We start from the raw sequence: 17,957 nt of genomic DNA on the forward strand, positions 1-17,957 counted from the left end.
GGAGCAAGTCAGATGACTCGCATACGCAAGTGGCTACCGAAATTCGCCCTGGTGGCAACCTCGGTGATGGCGCTGTCGGCAACCGCCACAGCGGCTGAAAAACCCAACATTCTGGTGATCTTCGGCGACGACATCGGCCAGACCAACATCAGTGCCTATTCGATGGGTGTGGTCGGTTATAAAACGCCGAACATCGACCGCATCGCCAAAGAAGGCATGATGTTCACCGACTACTATGCGGAGAACAGCTGCACCGCCGGTCGTTCCTCGTTTATCACCGGGCAGACGCCGCTGCGTACCGGTCTGTCGAAAGTCGGTATCCCCGGCGCACCGGTAGGTCTGCAAAAACGCGACATCACCATCGCCCAGGCACTTAAGGGCCTGGGCTACGCGACCGGACAATTCGGCAAGAACCACTTGGGCGACAAGGATGAATACCTGCCGACCAACCACGGTTTCGACGAGTTTTTCGGCAACCTCTATCACCTCAACGCTGAAGAGGAACCGGAGCGTCCGTACTGGCCAAAAGACGATGCCGAATTCGTCAAGGCCAACACTCCGCGTGGCGTGATCCACAGCTTCGCCGACGGCAAGATCGAAGACACCGGTGCGCTGACCACCAAGCGCATGGAAACCATCGACGACGAAACCACCGCTGCCGCGCAAGCGTTCATCGAGAAACAGGCCAAGGCCGACAAGCCGTTCTTCGTCTGGATGAACACCACGCGCATGCACGTGTTCACCCACGTGCGTGATTCGATGAAGGGCCAGAGCGGCATGCCCGGCAACGAATACGCCGACGGCATGCTTGAGCACGACGCCGATGTCGGCAAACTGCTGAAGACCCTCGATGACCTGAAAATCACCGACAACACCATCGTCGTCTACACCACCGACAACGGCCCGAACCAGTTCTCCTGGCCGGACGCGGCAACCACGCCGTTCCGCAACGAGAAGAACTCCAACTGGGAAGGCGCGTACCGGGTGCCGGCGATGATCCGTTGGCCGGGCAAGATCAAACCGGCCGAGGTGTCTAACGAGCTGTTCTCGGGCATGGACTGGTTCCCGACCCTCCTCGCAGCGGCGGGTGATGCCGACGTCAAAGGCAAGCTGCTCAAGGGCTGGGCGCCGACTGCCGGCGGTACCAATTTCAAGGTGCACCTGGACGGTTTCAACCAACTGCCGTACCTGACCGGTCAGCAGCCTAAAGGCGAGCGCAAGGAGTTCTACTACTTCAACGACGACGGCGTGCTGGTGTCGATGCGCTTCGATAACTGGAAAGTGGTGTTCTGCGAGCAGCGCGAACCGGGCGGTTTCCGCGTCTGGAGCGAACCGTTCGTGTGCCTGCGCGTACCGAAAATCCTTAACCTGAGGATGGACCCGTACGAGCGTGCCGACGTGGTATCCGATCAGTATTACGATTGGCAGACCAAAAACGTTTACCTCGCGGCGCAAGCGGTACAGAAGTCAGCAGCGTTCCTGCAGACCTTCATCGAGTACCCGCCTAGCCAGAAACCGGCGAGCTTCAGCATTGATCAGATCCGTGCTGCGGTTGACGCCAAAATCGCTGAAAAAATGAAAGCTGCACCGGCTGCACAGTAAGACGCTCGACCGCCGCCCGCCTTCACCGGCGGGCGGCCCTGTTTTCGATCTGGGACCGAGTTGGCCCCAATCGCTGGCAAGCCAGCTCCCACAGGTATTGTGGTTGTTCACGAAAGATGTGTTCGCCAAAGCTGCCTGTGGGAGCTAACTCAGGGATCTTGGTGAGCAGAGTTTTTGTGAACTACCAAAGTACCTGTGGGAGCTGGCTTGCCAGCGATTGGGCCGAACAGTCGCAGTTATTTCTGAACTGGAACAAGGCAACCGCAATGTCCTCACGTATCGCCAGCAAGCCGTCGGCCATACCCCTCTCGCAAGCCGCTTCACCAGCGCTGTTGATCCCCGCCCTGCTGCTGTGCATTTCCGGCGCCGCAGCGCTGGTGTATCAGGTGTTGTGGATCAAGCAACTGTCATTGGTGGTCGGCGTCGAGGTGTATGCGATCACCACCGGCATCAGCGCTTTTTTGCCGGCCTGGCCATCGGCGGCTGGCTGTTCGGGCGCTGGGCCGATCGTTTGCAGCAACCGGTTCTGCTGTATGCAGGGCTGGAAGTGCTGGTGGCGATATTGGGCGTCGGCGCGACGGTTGCGATGAGTCTGGCGGCGAGTCCGTTTGCCTGGCTGCAAGGTCACGTCAGTCTGTTCGCGTGGGTTTTGCCGTTCGCACTGGTGGGCCTTCCCGCGATACTGATGGGCGGCACCCTCCCGGTGCTGGTGCGCGCGCTGGCGACAGATCCGGGCAAGGCCGGCGGCCAGTTGTATGCGGCGAACACCCTGGGTGCGATTATCGGCACTCTGCTCGCAGCGTTTGTGCTGATCGCCGCCCTCGGCGTGCGCGGCAGTGCACTGTTCGCCGCGATGCTCAATCTGCTCGCTGCCGTCGGTGCGCTGTGGTTCGCACGTCAGCAGCCAACCTCGGTGACAGCGCCAGTCAAACATCACAGCGCGAAACCTGCGGATCGCACCGCGTTGTGGCTGTACTCCATCGCCGGTGGTGTAGCGCTGGGTTATGAAGTGGTCTGGTCACAATCAATCGTGCAGTTCATGAGCACCCGCACCTACGCGTTCGCCGTGGTGCTGGCGACTTATCTGACGGGTCTGTTTATCGGCAGCGCCCTGCTCGCCCGTCGCGTCGATCGCATCCGTGACCCGTGGGGAGTATTCGGATTGCTGATTGCCGGCGCCGGATTGATCGCGCTGCTGGAAATTGCGCTGCTCGGGCGTTGGTTGGTGTTTGCACAAAGTCAGGCCGAGAGTTGGCTGCTGGCGATGGGCGCCAGTGAATTAGCCGGTATGAGCGCACGGTTTGCCGTGGCGGCGTTAAGCATTGTGTTTGTGCCAACGTTGTTGCTGGGCGCGGCGTTTCCGCTGGCCCTGCGTTTGAGCGTTGGTCAGGAACGCGTCGGGCGTGATGTCGGCGCGGTGGTCGCGTTCAATACGCTCGGCGGAATCATTGGCGTCATGCTGTGTGGTTTCCTGCTGATCCCGTGGCTGGGGCTGGTGCGTACCTTGGGGCTGTTGGCGATCATCGCTGCCGGCATCGGTTATTTCGCTGTGCGCAAGGGCCACCACGTCAAGAAAGGCCGACGTCAGGCGGTAGTCGCACTGGGCCTGGCCGCTGTTTTATTAGCCGTGCTGACGCCGGCCGACAAGCTTGCCAGCCTGCTGCCCGGTGCGCGCAATGGCACGCTGGCGTTCTACGAAGAAGGTCGCGGCGGCACCGTTGCGGTGGTCGCTCAGGGCCGAGGCGAAAACACGTTCCACCGTTTGTATATTCAAGGTGTGTCGAACACCGGCGATGCCATGCCCTCGCTGCGCTACATGCGCATTCAGGCTCTGCTGCCGCTGCTGATCCATAACGGCGAACCGCGTTCGACGCTGGTGATCGGTTTCGGCACCGGCATCACGGCCGGGGCGATGCTGCGCTATCCGGGGCTGGAACACCGGGTGGTTGCCGAGTTGCTGCCCTCGGTGGTCAAGGCTGCGCCGTTGTTCAAGGGCAACTTCAATGCCGGCAGTGATCCCGGCGTCGACGTGCGTTTGCGCGATGGTCGCCAGGAACTGCTGCGCAGTCCGCAGACCTATGACTTGATCACGCTGGAACCACCGCCGCCGTCCGCCGCTGGCGTGGTCAATCTGTACTCACGAGACTTCTACCAATTGGCCGCCAGTCGCCTGGAGAAAAAGGGCATCGTCGCGCAATGGCTACCGCTGCCGACGCAGAACATCGATGACTCGCGCTCGCTGGTGCGCAGCTTCCTCGACGTGTTCCCGTATGCCTCGCTGTGGACCAGCGAGTTCCACGAGATGTTGCTGGTGGGTTCATTGGCGCCCATGGAGCTGGACGCGGCAAAAATCACCGAACGCTTCCAGCAGGACAGCGTTCGCAGCACGTTGCAGGACGTCGGGATTGGTTCGGCGGCGGCGTTGCTGGCGACCTGGGTTACCGACCGCGCCGGCCTGGAACGTTTCGCCGCTGATGCACCGGCGGTGACTGACGACCAGCCGCGTATCGAATACGCACCGTGGGTGCGCAGCAAGGAAATCACTCGGGTGCTGCCGGCGTTGCTGGATCTGTACCAGGCGCCGACGCTGGTGAATGCCGATGCTGGATTCACTGAACGCATGAACGCCCATCGGCAACGGCTGATGCAGTTCTACCGGGCGAGCCTGCATGCGTACGACGGCGATCGGGATGCGTGGGGGCGGGATATGCAGGAGGTGATGCGTTGGGATGGAGGGAATCCGTATTTCCGCTGGTTTACCGGACAATGATGTTGCGTCTGGCACACCGCTGTCGCTAGCAGGGCTAGCTCCCACACTGGATCCGTGAATGCCACGAATCCCCTGAGGGAGCCAGCCATGCTGGCGATGAGGCTATCAGCCTCAGTGTCTTACCTGGCCTCTGCCTTGAGTTTGAGATACGACTGATGCAGGTCCGAAGCCCAGCCATCGATAACGCCTTTGACGTCATCGGTCTTCAGCACCTGAGTGTCGTTTTCCAGCGGTTTGCCGGTGCCTTTGCGCACCACTTGTGCCACCACTTTATTGTTACCGCCGTCGATGAACACGGCCTCGGTGGCCAGTGTAGTTTCCTGATCACGAATGCCGCTGGCGGTGCTGACAGCCGCCGCCACCAGTGCAATCGGGATCACTTCATAGGGTTTCAGGCCTTCGGTTTTGCTGCTGACGGCCGTGATCGCGGCACGCACGACGATGACGCCCGGGCCAGGACCGGTGGCCAATGGCAGATCCTTGCCGATCTCACGCTTAAGCGCCTGATCGTAATAGGCGGTGAGGCCATTGAGGGTCTGTTGCGGAATCTTCGCGGTCGGTTGTGGTTTTGGATAGAGTTGGGTCGGTTCGATGTACACGCTGGTGAACGTGTTGACGTTGATCTTCGGATCGATCCAGCGCATCACTTCGGCACCGGAGGGGATTGGGTCTCCTTGAGTTGACTGTAGTCCTTGAGAAACCCGGAATATTCATCGGGAGCCACGGTTTTGCTTGAACAACCGGTCATGCCGAGGGTGGCGATGCACAGTGTGCCCATGATGACTGCTAGCTTCATGCTGTAACTCCTGTCAGAAAGCCTGAATGTGTGACTTGGGGGTGCTACAGGTATAGCTAAAACATTGGTAATTGCGATTGAAAATCGCAAAATTCACACAAGACTGCGCGGCACCTCACAACCGTCATTTGACAGACGCCGGGCATCCGGCAAAGCTGCACCAAGCTTGAACGCACGCCAGACGGCAAATGCACCTGGACTACGGAAGTCGCAATGCCCAAGCATAAAAATAAAGCAGTACAACCTGACCCTGAATCGTCTCCTTCTGCAATTTCCCGCTATCTGTTCCCCGTCACCATCGGTGTGCTGTTGGCCGCCGTGGCCGGGATCGGCTGGTTTCTCTTCAGCCCTGCTCCGGCGCCAGTCAAACCCGCGCCGATCATTACGCCCGTTGCCCCGCCTGCGACACCGCAACCCGTCATCGCGAGCAAACCGGCGACGATGGTTGATGAGCAACAATGCCAGGGCTGCCACACCGAGCAGGTCAAGGATTGGCAAGGCTCCCATCACCAATTGGCGATGCAACCCGCCACCGCCGACACGATGCTGGGGGACTTTAAAAACGTCACCTTCAAGGCGGAAAAAGAGACCACTGTGTTCTCGCACAAAGGTGACGAGTTCTGGGTCAACACACCTGGGATCGACGGCAAGAATGCCGATTTCAAAGTCGCCTACACCTTCGGCATCGCGCCGCTTCAGCAATACCTGATCGAAGTCGGCGAAGGCCGGTTGCAAGCCCTCGGCGTGGCCTGGGATACCGAGAAGCAGCGCTGGTTTCATCTCTATCCGGGGCAAGGGGTGAACTTCAAGAACCCGCTGCACTGGAGCAAGCCGAGCCAGAACGCCAACTTCATGTGTGTCGAGTGCCACACCACTGGCTACAACCGAAATTTCGATGCCGTAAAAAACACCTTTGAGAGTCACTGGAACAGCCTTGGCGTTGGCTGCCAGGCGTGCCACGGCCCAGCGTCCAATCACCTGGAATGGACGGCGAAAAAAACCGACTTGATCCACGCCGGTTTTGCCGTCGACCTCAAGGACAAAAACGCCACTGTCGAGATCGAAACCTGCGCCCGCTGCCACTCGCGTCGCGCACCGCTGGGCGATGGCTACACCGTCGGCAAACGGCTGATGGACGACTACTTGCCGAGCACCCTGACCCGCGAGCTGTATGCGTTGGACGGAAAGATCAAGGACGAAGTGTTCGAGCACGGCTCCTTCGCCCAAAGCAAAATGTTCGACAAAGGTGTGCGTTGCAGCAACTGCCACAACCCCCACAGCACCGAACTCAAGGCGCCGGGCAACGGCGTATGCCTGCAATGCCACAACACCGCCGGCAAAACTGCGGTGGAAGGCGTCGACGGCAAGGGCCTGCAAGCGAAGAACTACGACTCCATCGAACACACCCGCCACACCATGGGCCAGCCGGGTTCGCAGTGTGTGGATTGCCATATGCCGGGCAAGTTCTACATGGGCAACGACTTCCGGCATGACCACAGCTTCAGCATTCCCAACCCCGAGCGCGCTAAAAAACTTGGCACGCCGGACGCCTGCCTGACCTGTCACCAGGGCAAGGCCGGGGACAAGGTCACCGAGCAATTCAAGCTGTGGAACACCGCTTCGGCGTCTGCTGTTCAGGCACCGCGTTATGACGAAAGTTTGTGGCTGATCCGCAACGGCCAACCCGGCGCCGCGCAAGCCTTGTACGAGCAATTGCAGCGCAGCAACCTGCCGGCGATTCAACGGGCGACGTTGCTGGCCGAGTTGCCGCTGTACCCGAGCGAGCAAGCGCTGAAACTGGCGACCCAGGACTTGAGCAACCTGGCGCCACAGGTGCGTGAAAGCGCGGTGCGGGCGATCAGTGCGTTCCTCCAGCCACCGGAGCGTGCGCCGCTACTGACGCCATTGCTTGTTGACCCGGTGAAGGCTGTGCGGATTGTCGCGGCCCGGGACCTGCTCAGCGTGGCCCGCAACGGTTTGGGCAGCGCCCAGGCCAACTGGGAAGCGGCGATCGCCGAATACGAAGACGTGCAAAAAAGCCTGGCGGAACGCGCCGAGGCCAACCTCAACCTGGCCATGCTCTATCAGGGCAGTGGACGTACGGCGGACGTCGAGCCGCTGCTGCGTATGGCCCTGAAACGTGACCCGGACTTCTACCCGGCGCTGGTAACCCTGGTGCAGTGGCTGGAAGCCAACGGGCGCGGCCCGGAGGCGCAAGCGCTGCTGGAGCAGAGCGTCAAGGAGCACCCGGACGCCGCGCTGTTGCTGCACACCCAGGGCTTGTCGCTGATTCGTGCCGGTAAAACCGCGCAAGCGATGCCGCTGTTACGCAAAGCCGCCGCGCTGGAGCCCCAGAGCGCGCAGTACGGTTATGTATTGGCGGTGGCGCTGCATGACAGCGGCAAGGTTGATGAAGCGTGCGAAGAGCTGGAGCGGTTGTTGAAAGTTCAGCCGGCCAACCGTAATGCGCGGTTGTCGTTGATCCAGTATTACTTGGAGAACGGCAAGGAACCGAAGGCCCAAGTGCTGCTGCAGGGCTGGAAGAAGATGAACATGGGCAATCCGGCGTTGAAATGATTGGGGGCTGATCTTGAGGCCTCTGTGGCGAGGGGGCTTGCCCCCGTTCGGCGGCGAAGCCGTCGTAAAACCGGCGAATGCGGTAAGTCTGTAGAATCGCGTCGACAGGTTTTAGGGCTGCTGCGCAGCCCAACGGGGGCAAGCCCCCTCGCCACAGGTTATGTGTTGACCTGATAGAGCATCACCACGTTGAACCACTCTTAGCCGCCAATACCCGCCGACTATTGGCCCGCATCGCCTTGATCAGCGACACCGTCCCCACCAGCAGAATCGCCGCGCCAAACAGAAAGTCGATGTTGTACAGCTGGAAATCCTGCAACGGCCCCACCAGCAGCATCCTTACCGCACCAACCCCCACCAGCGTGGCCAGAAAGTCGATACCCGGCTCGTCGCGATAAAACACGTGCATCAGCGGCAAGCAAAGCACCAGCAACATCAGCAAAACAATCACCTTGAACGAACCCTTACGCTCAACGCTGAACGCGCATTCGTTGGGCGCGTAAGCCTTGTAATCCTCATCACGCACCATCGAGTTTTTCTCGTTGATGTACTCGACGCGGTTGTACTTCTGGATTGGCGTGAAGGTGTTCGACATCTCCATCAGCGTGGTGATGTGACGGAAGCGCAGGTCGATGCGCTCGTTGCCCTTGAGGTAATAGAGCACCGGTTTGTAACCGTAGCGGTAGGTGTCGAAAGGAAACTCGGTAGCCCGCCCCTGCACGCCAATCGGTCGTGATTCGAGTTCGACGTAGGCACTTTTGTTGTCCGAGGCGAGGTTGCGGCTCAGGGGTTTAATCCGGACCTGTTCGAGGAAGATCGGCGTGGCGCCGTAGGACCATTGCAACGGTTCCAGGCGCAAACGCAGTTCGTTGCGGCCCAGGTCGTAGCGGTTGAAAGTGCGCTCGGACACGATGATCGAGCCGCCGAGCATAAACTCACCGCGCAGGTTGTTGGTGATGCGCAGGGTCAGTTGATCCTTGCCCAGCGACAACGCATCGGCAGACGGTGGTGTGCCGCACCAGGCGGTGCTGTCGTAGGCGCCGCCCAACTGCCCGCCACGGTTTTCCTGGAACACGTAGAAGTAACCGCCCCAGAGGGTCAACATCAAAAGCAACGCTGTGAGACCGAGGATTTTTTTGCCCGGACTCACTGATCAGACTCCCTTCTTCGGTTCCATCGTCCAGCCGAAAACCCGCTGGCGACGGCGACTCTACCAAAAGGCCACCATCGACCCAAGGGAAAATGCCTGATTCATGTGGGTTGTAGGGGTTTCCCCTGCATGCAAAACACCAAACCTGTGGCGAGGGGATTTAGCGAAACGTCGCACCGCCCCGATCGACTGCGCAGCAGTCGCAACCCCAGCAAACGCGGTTGACCTGTGAGAGCCGGTTGCCAGTTTTCAGGGCCGCTGCGCAGCCCATCGGGGCGGTGCGACGTTTCGCTAAATCCCCTCGCCACAACGTATACACACCACAGGCAGTCAATCCCGCAATCAGCGTCTTCGGAACAGGGGCCGTGGTTCGATGACTGAGCGGCCGTACAGCACGCTCATCCCCGCCAACCCTTTCAGCGCATCTTCAGCGGACTTGTCCTCGCGCACTGCAAAGCTGTCGAACCCGCACTGGCGCATGTGGCTCAGTTGATCGCGCAGCACGTCGCCAATTGCGCGCAATTCACCGGTCCAGCCCAGTCGAGTACGCAACAGGTACGCCTGGCTGTAGCCGCGACCATCACGAAAACTCGGGAAATCCACGGCGATCATTGGCAGTGACGCCAGCCACGGGACAAGGCTTTCAACCTCATCGTCCGGTCCCAGCCATACGGCATGGGTCGAAGGTGATTCCAGCCAATGAGCCAACGGAAGAATCAGCAATCCCGAAGGCCTGGTCAAAGCAGGCTCACGCACCAGCGTCCACGGATCGTCCGTCACGATCCGCGCCACGCCCTCCTCCAGCCGCAACAGATTGTTCATGCCGACACCTCCAGGACTTTCGGGTAGATCCGCTCCTTGAACGGCTCCAGACCAATGCGCTGTACCGTATCGACGAACAGTTCCTCGCTTTCGCGGTAACGGACGAAGGTAGCGATGATCCGCTCAATTACGTCGGGTACTTCGGCCGCACTGAACGATGGGCCGATGACTTTGCCCAGCGCGCTGTTCCTGCCTTGGGCACCGCCGAGGGTGATCTGGTACCACTCGCTGCCGTTCTTATCGACGCCCAGAATGCCGATGTTGCCGATGTGGTGGTGGCCGCAGGCGTTCATGCAGCCGGAGATGTTGAGGCTGATGTCGCCCAGGTCGTGAAGATAATCGAGGTCTTCGAATCGACCCTGAATCGCTTGGGCAATCGGGATCGATTTGGCGTTGGCCAGCGCGCAAAAATCGCCACCGGGGCAGGCGATGATGTCGGTCAGCAAACCGATATTTGCGCAGCCCAGCCCCTGATCGCAGGCCAGGCACCACAACGCATACAGGTCAGCCTTGGTCACGTCCGGCAGCACGATGTTCTGCTCGTGGGCGATGCGAATCTCGCCGAAACCAAACTGCTCGGACCAGTCGGCCACAGCGTCCATCTGCTCGGCAGTCACGTCTCCTGGCGGTGAAGCGATGCCCGGTTTGGTCGAGAGCACGACGCTGACGTAACCCGGCACTTTGTGCGGCTGCACGTTGCGCGCGACCCAACGGGCGAAGGCCGGGTTCTGCGTCAGGCGCGTACCGAAATCCAGGTTGGTGCCCGCCAGCGCTTGATAAACCGGCGGGACGAAGGCACTGGCAACGCGTTCATACTCGACGTCGGTCAACTGCGCGGGGCCGTCCTTGAGGTGTTGCCACTCTTCTTCCACTTCCTTGGCGAAGGCTTCGATGCCCAGTGCTTTCACCAGAATCTTGATCCGCGCCTTGTACTTGTTGTCCCGCCGGCCGTAGCGGTTGTAGACCCGCAGCACCGCTTCAACGTAGGACAGCAAGTGCTGCCACGGCAGGCCTTCGCGAATCTGCAAACCAAGGATCGGCGTGCGCCCCAGACCGCCGCCAACGATCACTCGCAGCAGCATTTGCCCATCGCTGCCGGGGTAAAGGTAGAGGCCGATGTCATGCATCATGATCGCCGCGCGATCCTGCTTGGCCGAGCAGATGGCGATCTTGAATTTGCGTGGCAGGAAGAGGAACTCCGGGTTGATGGTCGACCACTGCCGCAGGATTTCCGCCAGGGGGCGCGGGTCGATCAGTTCGTCCGCCGCGACCCCGGCGAACGCTTCGGTGGTGATGTTGCGCACGCAGTTGCCGGAAGTCTGGATCGCGTGCATTTCCACTTGGGCCAGGCGTTCGAGGATATCCGGCACCTGGGCCAGTTCGATCCAGTTGAACTGCATGTTCTGCCGGGTGGTGAAATGGCCGTAGCCACGATCGTAGTCCCGGGCGATGCTCGCCAGCGTGCGCATTTGTCCGGCGCCGAGGGTGCCGTAGGGTATTGCCACCCGCAGCATGTAGGCGTGCTTTTGCATGTAGAGGCCGTTTTGCAAGCGCAGCGGCAGGAACTCCTCTTCGCTCAGTTCACCCACCATGAAGCGCTCGACCTGATCGCGAAACTGCGCGACCCGTTCAAACACCAGCGCCCGGTCATAGTCGTCGTACTGATACATGTGGCTACCTCATCAGGGTTGATCGGGCTCGGTGGCTAATGCCAGTCACCACAATCTCTGTGGGAGCGAGCTTGCTCGCGATAGCTGACTGACAGACAACACATGTGCTGAATGAACAGCCGCCATCGCGAGCAAGCTCGCTCCCACAAGGTTTGCGTCAACACTGAATGGCATCAGGCTCTGCGGCTCGTTTTCTAGGTGGCGACTATGGACCTACGGCGCAGCGCGTTACAGACCCACCTGAAACCTAAAAAACCGTATCAGAGCACGGCAGATGGCCGCAGGCATGCCTTGCATCTGATCCGCATAAATCGAGTTTTCCTGAGTCTGTTTTGTTTCCGACAGGGTTTCTACAGTGCATCCCATGCCAGACCGGGTGGCCTGGCAAGACTTTGCATGGATGAACTGACCATGAGCACAGCGACAATCGGACAGGCCTATAACTACAAGGTCGTCCGCCAATTCATCGTGGCAACCATTGTTTGGGGCGTCGTGGGGATGGCGATGGGGGTGTTTATCGCCTCGCAACTGGTGTGGCCCGAAATGAACCTCGACCTGCCGTGGACCACCTTCGGCCGCTTGCGTCCGCTGCACACCAGCCTGGTGATTTTCGGCTTTGCCGGCAGCGCACAATTCGCCGCCAGTTACTACGCGGTACAGCGTACCTGCCAGGTGCGGCTGTACTCGGACAAGCTCGCTGCCTTCACCTTCTGGGGCTGGCAATCAGTGATTGTGGTGATGCTGATCACCTTGCCGCTGGGCTACACCACCACCAAGGAATATGCCGAGATCGAGTTCTCCGGCGCGGTGTGGATGACCGTGGTCTGGGTCGCCTACGCTGTCGTGTTCTTCACCACCGTGGTGCAGCGCAAGACCAAGCACATCTACGTCGGCAACTGGTTTTTCGGCGCGTTCATCGTGGTGATTGCCATGCTGCACGTGGTCAATCACCTATCGATTCCGGTGGGCTGGTTCAAGTCGTATCCGGTGTATTCCGGGGCCACCGACGCCATGGTCCAGTGGTGGTACGGGCACAACGCAGTGGGTTTCTTCCTGACCACCGGGTTCCTGGGAATGATGTACTACTTCGTGCCGAAACAGGTCGGACGGCCGGTGTACTCGTATCGGTTGTCGATCGTGCATTTCTGGGCGCTGATCACCCTGTATATCTGGGCTGGCCCGCACCACTTGCACTACACCGCGCTGCCGGACTGGGCGCAGTCTCTCGGTATGGCCATGTCGCTGATCCTGCTGGCGCCGAGCTGGGGCGGGATGATCAACGGGATGATGACCCTGTCGGGCGCCTGGCATAAGTTGCGCACCGACCCGATCCTGCGTTTCCTGGTGCTGTCACTGGCCTTCTACGGCATGTCGACGTTCGAGGGCCCGATGATGGCGATCAAGACCGTGAACGCCCTCTCCCACTACACCGACTGGACCATCGGCCACGTTCACGCGGGTGCTTTGGGTTGGGTCGCGATGATCACCTTCGGCGCGATTTACCACATGGTGCCGAAAGTCTTCGGCCGCGAGCAGATGTTCAGCACGCCGCTGATCAACCTGCACTTCTGGCTGGCGACCATCGGCACCGTGTTGTACATCGCGTCGATGTGGGTCAACGGCATCACCCAAGGCCTGATGTGGCGCGCGATCAACGACGACGGCACGCTGACTTATTCCTTCGTCGAGGCCTTGCAGGCCAGCCATCCGGGGTTTGTGGTGCGGTTTGCCGGCGGGGTGTTCTTCCTCAGCGGCATGCTGCTGATGGCTTACAACTGCTGGCGCACGGTGCGGGTGGCGGACGTGGTGATGGCCGAGCGTGAAGCGCAGATTGCTTGAGGCAAGGAGCTTGAGATGATCGAGACGATGTTGAATCTGTTTGGGGTTGTCGGGTTCTGGCTGGCGATTGAGTATTGCCTGAAACACCAGACGCCCGAGAGCCTGGAGGATGCGAGTCTGATGCCGTTTGCCGATGACCCGGAGGTGGCGCGAAGGGTGGAGTTGGCGACGGGCAAGACTGTGAAGGCGGTGGCGCCGGAGGAAGCTAAACCTGGTTGGGGCAACCTCGAAATTTGATGCAACGCCGATCAATGTGGGAGCGGGCTTGCTCGCGATAGCGGTCTAGCAGTCAACGAAGATGTTGAAGCTGATGACCTCTTCGCGAGCAAGCCCGCTCCCACAGGGTTATGTGCCAGCCAGGATTCAGCCGCGTTCGCGGGGTATCAGGCTCTGCAACTGCAACGCCAGGAAGTTCGCATCAAAGCTGAACGTATCCGGGTCTTTCAGGCCATTGGTCTTGCGCCACTGCCAGCTCGCGGATGGCGGCAGGCACACCAGCGAAATGCTGCCGTAACGCGCGGCCGTCAGGCCCATCACCGCCAGTGAAATCTGACCACCCACGCCCATCACATCTGGCACAAACTCCACCGGTTTGCCGGCAATCACAACCGTCAGCTTCTCGGTCTTGAAGGTCGAAGTCTCGACCGGCACGCTCGGCCCCGAGGCGACGTACACCTCACGGGTCACTTCCAGCAGATTCGGTGCCTGGACCGGTTCCAGCCAGTGCTGGATCTGATCGAACAGCTCACCAATGCGCGTCGCCCACACGGCCGATTGCGACTCAAACAATTGCTTCTTGTGCGCTTCGCTTTCTGCGTAGTGGCGAAGCATCTCGCCCAGTTGCTGTACGTCGTCCATCGGTACGTTCCTCGGTGAGCCTGCGTTCCCCGATAGTGACAGATCGAAGCGCCGACGTACGTTAAACCTCAGAAACCGACACCGGGACACTTTGCAAAAGGATCAACGGTACAGTTTGCCTGGCACTGGCATGCGCTCGTGAACAAATGGACACTCTGCCGAAGACCAACCTTAATAACCAAGGGAAATCCAATGCGCACCATCGGCCTGATCGGCGGCATGAGCTGGGAGTCCAGCGCCGAATACTATCGCCTTATCAACCAGCAGGTCCGTGACCAACTCGGACCGTTGCGTTCGGCACAATTGCTAATGTACAGCGTCGACTTCGGGCCTGTTGAACAAGCCCAGCATGCCGGGCGCTGGGACGATGCGGCGGCGATTCTGGTGGATGCCGCGCGCAGATTGGAGGCTGGCGGTGCCGAATGCGTGGTGCTGTGTACCAACACCATGCACAAGGTGGCCGGGCAGATTCAGGACGCGATCGGCATTCCGTTCCTGCACATCGCCGACCCGACCGGCCAAGCGGCAGTCGAGGCCGGAGCGCTCAAGGTTGGCTTGCTGGGCACCGCGTTCACCATGGAGCAGGATTTCCTCAAGGATCGTCTGGCAGCCATGGGGCTGACGGTGCTGGTACCTGAGGTGGAAGAGCGCCAAGCCGTGCACCGGATCATTTACGACGAGTTGTGCGTCGGGGTGATCAGCGAGGCGTCGCGCAAGGTTTACCAGCAAGTCATTGAGTCGCTGACGGCGCGCGGCGCCCAGGCAATCATCCTTGGCTGCACGGAAATCACCTTGCTGATCAAACCCGAGCACAGCGCCCTGCCCCTGTTCGACACCACCGAACTGCATGCGCAGGCGGCGGTGGCGTTCGCGCTGAACGACTGAGTCAGGTGTTTGGGCGGTTGCGCAGACGGGCCATACTCAGGGCGTCGACCCATTGCCCGTCGCGCACGGCGTAATCGCGGAACAGGCCCTCGGTCTCGAAACCGAACTTGCGGTAGAGACCGATGGCCGCCTCGTTATCGGCGTACACCGACAGCTCGACACGGTGCAGATTCATCCAGTTGTCGGCGACGTCCAGCGCCGCTGCCAGCAATGCCGAACCCACACCCTTGCCCTGCCACGCCACCGCAACGGCCATGCCGATGCTGCCGGCGTGGCTGCGGCGAATCCGCGAAAAGTTTTCCAGGCCCAGATTGCCGATCACCCCACCCTGATGCAGCGCCACCAGCTGCAACACGCGCTCGTTGTCTGGCATCAGTCGCTTGCGCCAGATCTCGGTGGATTGAAACGGCATTTGTAGCACTTGCCGGGTTACAGCCGGATCGTTGTAGAGCGCAGTGATGCCCTCGACGTGAGATTCGTTGAAACGCTCGATATGAATGGCGGGGTTGTGCTCGGGCATGGCGGATCTGTCCGTGATCGATGTGTGGCCGACCACTCTAAACCGCTGAGCCTCTGCCTGGCGAGTATCAACATGTGGGAGCGAGCCTGCTCGCGAAAGCGGTGCATCAGGCAAAAGAGATGTTGAATGTCAGACCGTTTTCGCGAGCAGGCTCGCTCCCACAGGGGATTTGGGGTTTCAGGAGGATTGCATCAATGCTGAAACCATTCCTGGCGTTCGTTGAAGGTGTGGTGGATCAGTTCCACCAGCGCCTGCACTTCGGCCAGCGTTTGCGACTCGGCATTCACCGCCAGCCACGCCTGCAACTGCATCGACTCCTCGAACAATCCCGGCAATGCCACCAACCCACGGTCATAGCGGCTCATGTACATGGGCAGCAGGCCGATGCAGGCGCTGCAACGGATCATGTCGAGCATCAATTCATAGGACTGCAACGTCACCACCCCCGCCAGGCGTTGTTCCACCAAATTGTTCCAGGGCCGAAAACTCTCGATCTGACGTTCATGCTGCCATTGCACCAACATGAAATCCGCCAGGTCATCGACGCTATCCGGCCGGGACGTGACCCGGGAATATCGCTTGGCGATGTGCGGCAAGTAGTTCAGTTGAGCGAGGTGCTGCGGTTCACTGGTGGCGAATGTCGGGCCGGGCAGCGGCGAATCCCCGGCCGCCAGCCACAGCACCACGTCGGCGCTGATGGTTTGCAGGGCGAGTTCACTGTCCAGCGAGATGATCTCCAGGCGAATGCTGGCGTTGCGGCGCAGCAGCGCCACCAGGTCCCGGCCGAGGATGTCATGCAGCAACGACTCCGCCACGGCCAGGCGAATCGAACGCTGTTCGACCACCGGCAACTTGCGTTCATGCGCCAGAGTAGTCAATTGCTCGTGCAACTGCTGACCGTCGCGGCTGAGGGTCAGGGCGCTGCCCTGGAAGCTGAACAGTGAACGTTGCAAACGCTCCTCCAGTTGCGCCAGCTGCTTGCGCAGCAGCGTCGCCCGGACATTGAGACTACGCGCAGCCTGCATGAAACAGCCGCACCGGGCACTGACCATGAAGTACTGTGCGACCTCGTCCTCGATCCCGGCAGCGAGCGCCAGCCAGGGACCAGGCGTATGCGGCGGTGAACGGTAATCGGTAGTGCCCTGGCGTCCCGTGGACTCTATGAATGACATCGATGACTCCCTGTCGATCTTTGTTTGGTTTAAAGCATGTGCTCCCCCCTATAGGAGGGAGGCTTGCCCGCAAAAGCGGTGGTTCAGCCAACATCATCGCGGAATGTGATGACATCTTCGCGAACAAGCTCGCACACATTGTGTCGGAGTCCTTCACCCTGCCTGGTTACAGTGCCGGAACCTCGTCTGCCGCCGCCTCGACGGTATCCGCCTGCGCCTGTAATTGCGCGGCGTTCTGGCTGTATTCACGCAGGTAAACGATGAACTCCTGCAGCAAGCGATCCCACAATTCCAGATTGCCCTTCAGGTGTTCGGCACTCACCCCCGCAGCCACCACCACGTCCATTTCCATCACCAGGAATTCCCCTTGCACCGATAACCGGGCAAACCGTCGCGAGGCGTTCCACAGTTCCGCCAGCCCGGCTGGCAACTCGCCCTGCACGCGCAACGCACAGCTGAAGGTGAAGTCGACGTAGCTGCCCTGCTCTGTTGCCGGGTTGCCGAAACGCACGGCGTAGCCGATGCCCTGGCTGGCACTGAGCAGTTGCACGATGCCGTTCTGTTCGGTCTGGTTGACCCGGTAACCGGCGGCTTGCAGCACGTCGGTCAGGGATTGCGGCGATACGTGGCTGATCAATTGGGTCATGTGGTTCATCCTTGGATTGAGTGAGCGAGCGCCGCCTGTGGCGCGTCGAATTGGGTCTTGTAGAGGTCGTCGCCAAAACCCTGGGCCAGTTCATCGAACTTGACCCGAGCGCTGCCCGCGAAGGGCTGGCGGATCTTCATCACCTCGGCCACATCGATGTTTTCGTAGGCGGTGAGGATCTGCTTGGCGACGCCGTACATCTGCTGATTCTTGACTGAACATTGCTGCACTTGTGTGTCACGTTCAGTCAATTGCGCTTGAAGCTTAGACCGTTCTGCCTCTTTGGCACGGGCCATGACCAATAGCTCGTCGTAGGCCTTTTTGAACTTGCCGGTCTGCTCGGTGCTGGCCGCGACTTGCGCCTGGGCCTGGCTGTGCAGGCTTTGCTGCTGCCCGGCCAGTTGCTCGGCAACGCCCTTTGCTTTGGCCAGTTCGGCGGTCAATTGCTTGATTTGCGCCTGCGCAGCCTTGGCCTCGTTCTGCGCCGCCAACTGCGCCGCGCTGGCCTGCGCCTGCTGACTTTGCAAGGCCTGCAACTGTTGAGTAGTGCTGCGCAACTGGGTGCGCAAGCGCTCTTCCATGCCTTCGGCACTTGCCCCGGTGGCGATCAGCAAGCCAAGTCCCAGCCATAACACACGCGTTTTCATAAC

General features: G+C 60.2%; 13 protein-coding genes and 2 pseudogenes. 6 read left to right on the forward strand and 9 right to left on the reverse strand.

What is annotated here, in order from left to right:
• The first annotated feature begins 12 nt into the window (after positions 1 to 12).
• A complete protein-coding gene (locus JFT87_RS20370; RefSeq protein ID WP_201204120.1) occupies positions 13 to 1,602 on the forward strand; it encodes an arylsulfatase in 1,590 nt (529 codons plus the stop codon).
• 266 nt (positions 1,603 to 1,868) lie between these two features.
• A pseudogene (locus JFT87_RS20375) lies at positions 1,869 to 4,372 on the forward strand (fused MFS/spermidine synthase).
• A 119-nt stretch (positions 4,373 to 4,491) separates the two neighbouring features.
• On the opposite strand, the pseudogene JFT87_RS20380 reads toward JFT87_RS20375, so the two are convergent.
• Positions 4,492 to 5,168: pseudogene (locus tag JFT87_RS20380) on the reverse strand (DUF3313 domain-containing protein).
• A 213-nt stretch (positions 5,169 to 5,381) separates the two neighbouring features.
• Between JFT87_RS20380 and JFT87_RS20385 the strand changes: the two are divergent.
• Complete coding sequence (locus JFT87_RS20385) at positions 5,382 to 7,745, forward strand: tetratricopeptide repeat protein (RefSeq protein WP_201204121.1); 2,364 nt, start codon at positions 5,382 to 5,384, stop codon at positions 7,743 to 7,745.
• A gap of 181 nt (positions 7,746 to 7,926) precedes the next feature.
• On the opposite strand, the gene JFT87_RS20390 is transcribed toward JFT87_RS20385, so the two are convergent.
• From JFT87_RS20390 to JFT87_RS20400, 3 genes are all read right to left on the reverse strand, one after another.
• Entirely contained in the window at positions 7,927 to 8,895 is a 969-nt protein-coding gene (locus tag JFT87_RS20390) for a hypothetical protein (RefSeq protein WP_201204122.1), read from the reverse strand.
• A gap of 342 nt (positions 8,896 to 9,237) precedes the next feature.
• Entirely contained in the window at positions 9,238 to 9,717 is a 480-nt protein-coding gene (locus tag JFT87_RS20395; RefSeq protein WP_201204123.1) for a DUF934 domain-containing protein, read from the reverse strand.
• Positions 9,714 to 11,387, reverse strand: a complete 1,674-nt coding sequence (locus JFT87_RS20400) for a nitrite/sulfite reductase (protein ID WP_201204124.1) — start codon at positions 11,385 to 11,387, stop codon at positions 9,714 to 9,716. Before JFT87_RS20400 ends, JFT87_RS20395 begins: the two co-directional genes overlap by 4 nt.
• A 411-nt stretch (positions 11,388 to 11,798) precedes the next feature.
• Between JFT87_RS20400 and ccoN the strand changes: the two genes are divergently transcribed.
• Together ccoN and JFT87_RS20410 are read left to right on the forward strand one after the other, a co-directional pair.
• Positions 11,799 to 13,226, forward strand: coding sequence for a cytochrome-c oxidase, cbb3-type subunit I (ccoN, locus tag JFT87_RS20405; protein ID WP_201204125.1), 1,428 nt, complete (start codon positions 11,799 to 11,801; stop codon positions 13,224 to 13,226).
• A gap of 15 nt (positions 13,227 to 13,241) precedes the next feature.
• Positions 13,242 to 13,463 (forward strand): cbb3-type cytochrome c oxidase subunit 3, encoded by a 222-nt coding sequence (locus tag JFT87_RS20410; protein ID WP_201204127.1) that lies wholly within the window; start codon positions 13,242 to 13,244, stop codon positions 13,461 to 13,463.
• A 126-nt stretch (positions 13,464 to 13,589) separates the two neighbouring features.
• On the opposite strand, the gene JFT87_RS20415 is transcribed toward JFT87_RS20410, so the two are convergent.
• Complete coding sequence (locus JFT87_RS20415; protein WP_201204129.1) at positions 13,590 to 14,084, reverse strand: hypothetical protein; 495 nt, start codon at positions 14,082 to 14,084, stop codon at positions 13,590 to 13,592.
• 192 nt (positions 14,085 to 14,276) lie between these two features.
• Here JFT87_RS20415 and JFT87_RS20420 point away from each other — a divergent pair, with 192 nt between their 5' ends.
• Positions 14,277 to 14,969, forward strand: coding sequence for an aspartate/glutamate racemase family protein (locus tag JFT87_RS20420; protein ID WP_201204130.1), 693 nt, complete (start codon positions 14,277 to 14,279; stop codon positions 14,967 to 14,969).
• 1 nt (position 14,970) lies between these two features.
• Here the strand turns inward: JFT87_RS20420 and JFT87_RS20425 are convergent, their stop codons facing one another.
• From JFT87_RS20425 to JFT87_RS20440, 4 genes are all read right to left on the reverse strand, one after another.
• On the reverse strand, positions 14,971 to 15,489 hold the full coding sequence (locus JFT87_RS20425; RefSeq protein WP_201204132.1) for a GNAT family N-acetyltransferase: 519 nt from the start codon (positions 15,487 to 15,489) through the stop codon (positions 14,971 to 14,973).
• Between the two features lie 191 nt (positions 15,490 to 15,680).
• Complete coding sequence (locus JFT87_RS20430; RefSeq protein ID WP_201204134.1) at positions 15,681 to 16,661, reverse strand: LysR family transcriptional regulator; 981 nt, start codon at positions 16,659 to 16,661, stop codon at positions 15,681 to 15,683.
• 166 nt (positions 16,662 to 16,827) lie between these two features.
• On the reverse strand, positions 16,828 to 17,307 hold the full coding sequence (locus JFT87_RS20435; protein ID WP_201204136.1) for a YbjN domain-containing protein: 480 nt from the start codon (positions 17,305 to 17,307) through the stop codon (positions 16,828 to 16,830).
• 5 nt (positions 17,308 to 17,312) lie between these two features.
• Positions 17,313 to 17,954: a DNA repair protein gene (locus tag JFT87_RS20440; RefSeq protein WP_201204138.1), complete on the reverse strand. Its 642-nt coding sequence runs from the start codon at positions 17,952 to 17,954 to the stop codon at positions 17,313 to 17,315.
• Positions 17,955 to 17,957: the final 3 nt, after the last annotated feature.

The sequence above is a fragment of the Pseudomonas sp. TH15 genome (assembly GCF_016651105.1).
GTDB lineage: Bacteria > Pseudomonadota > Gammaproteobacteria > Pseudomonadales > Pseudomonadaceae > Aquipseudomonas.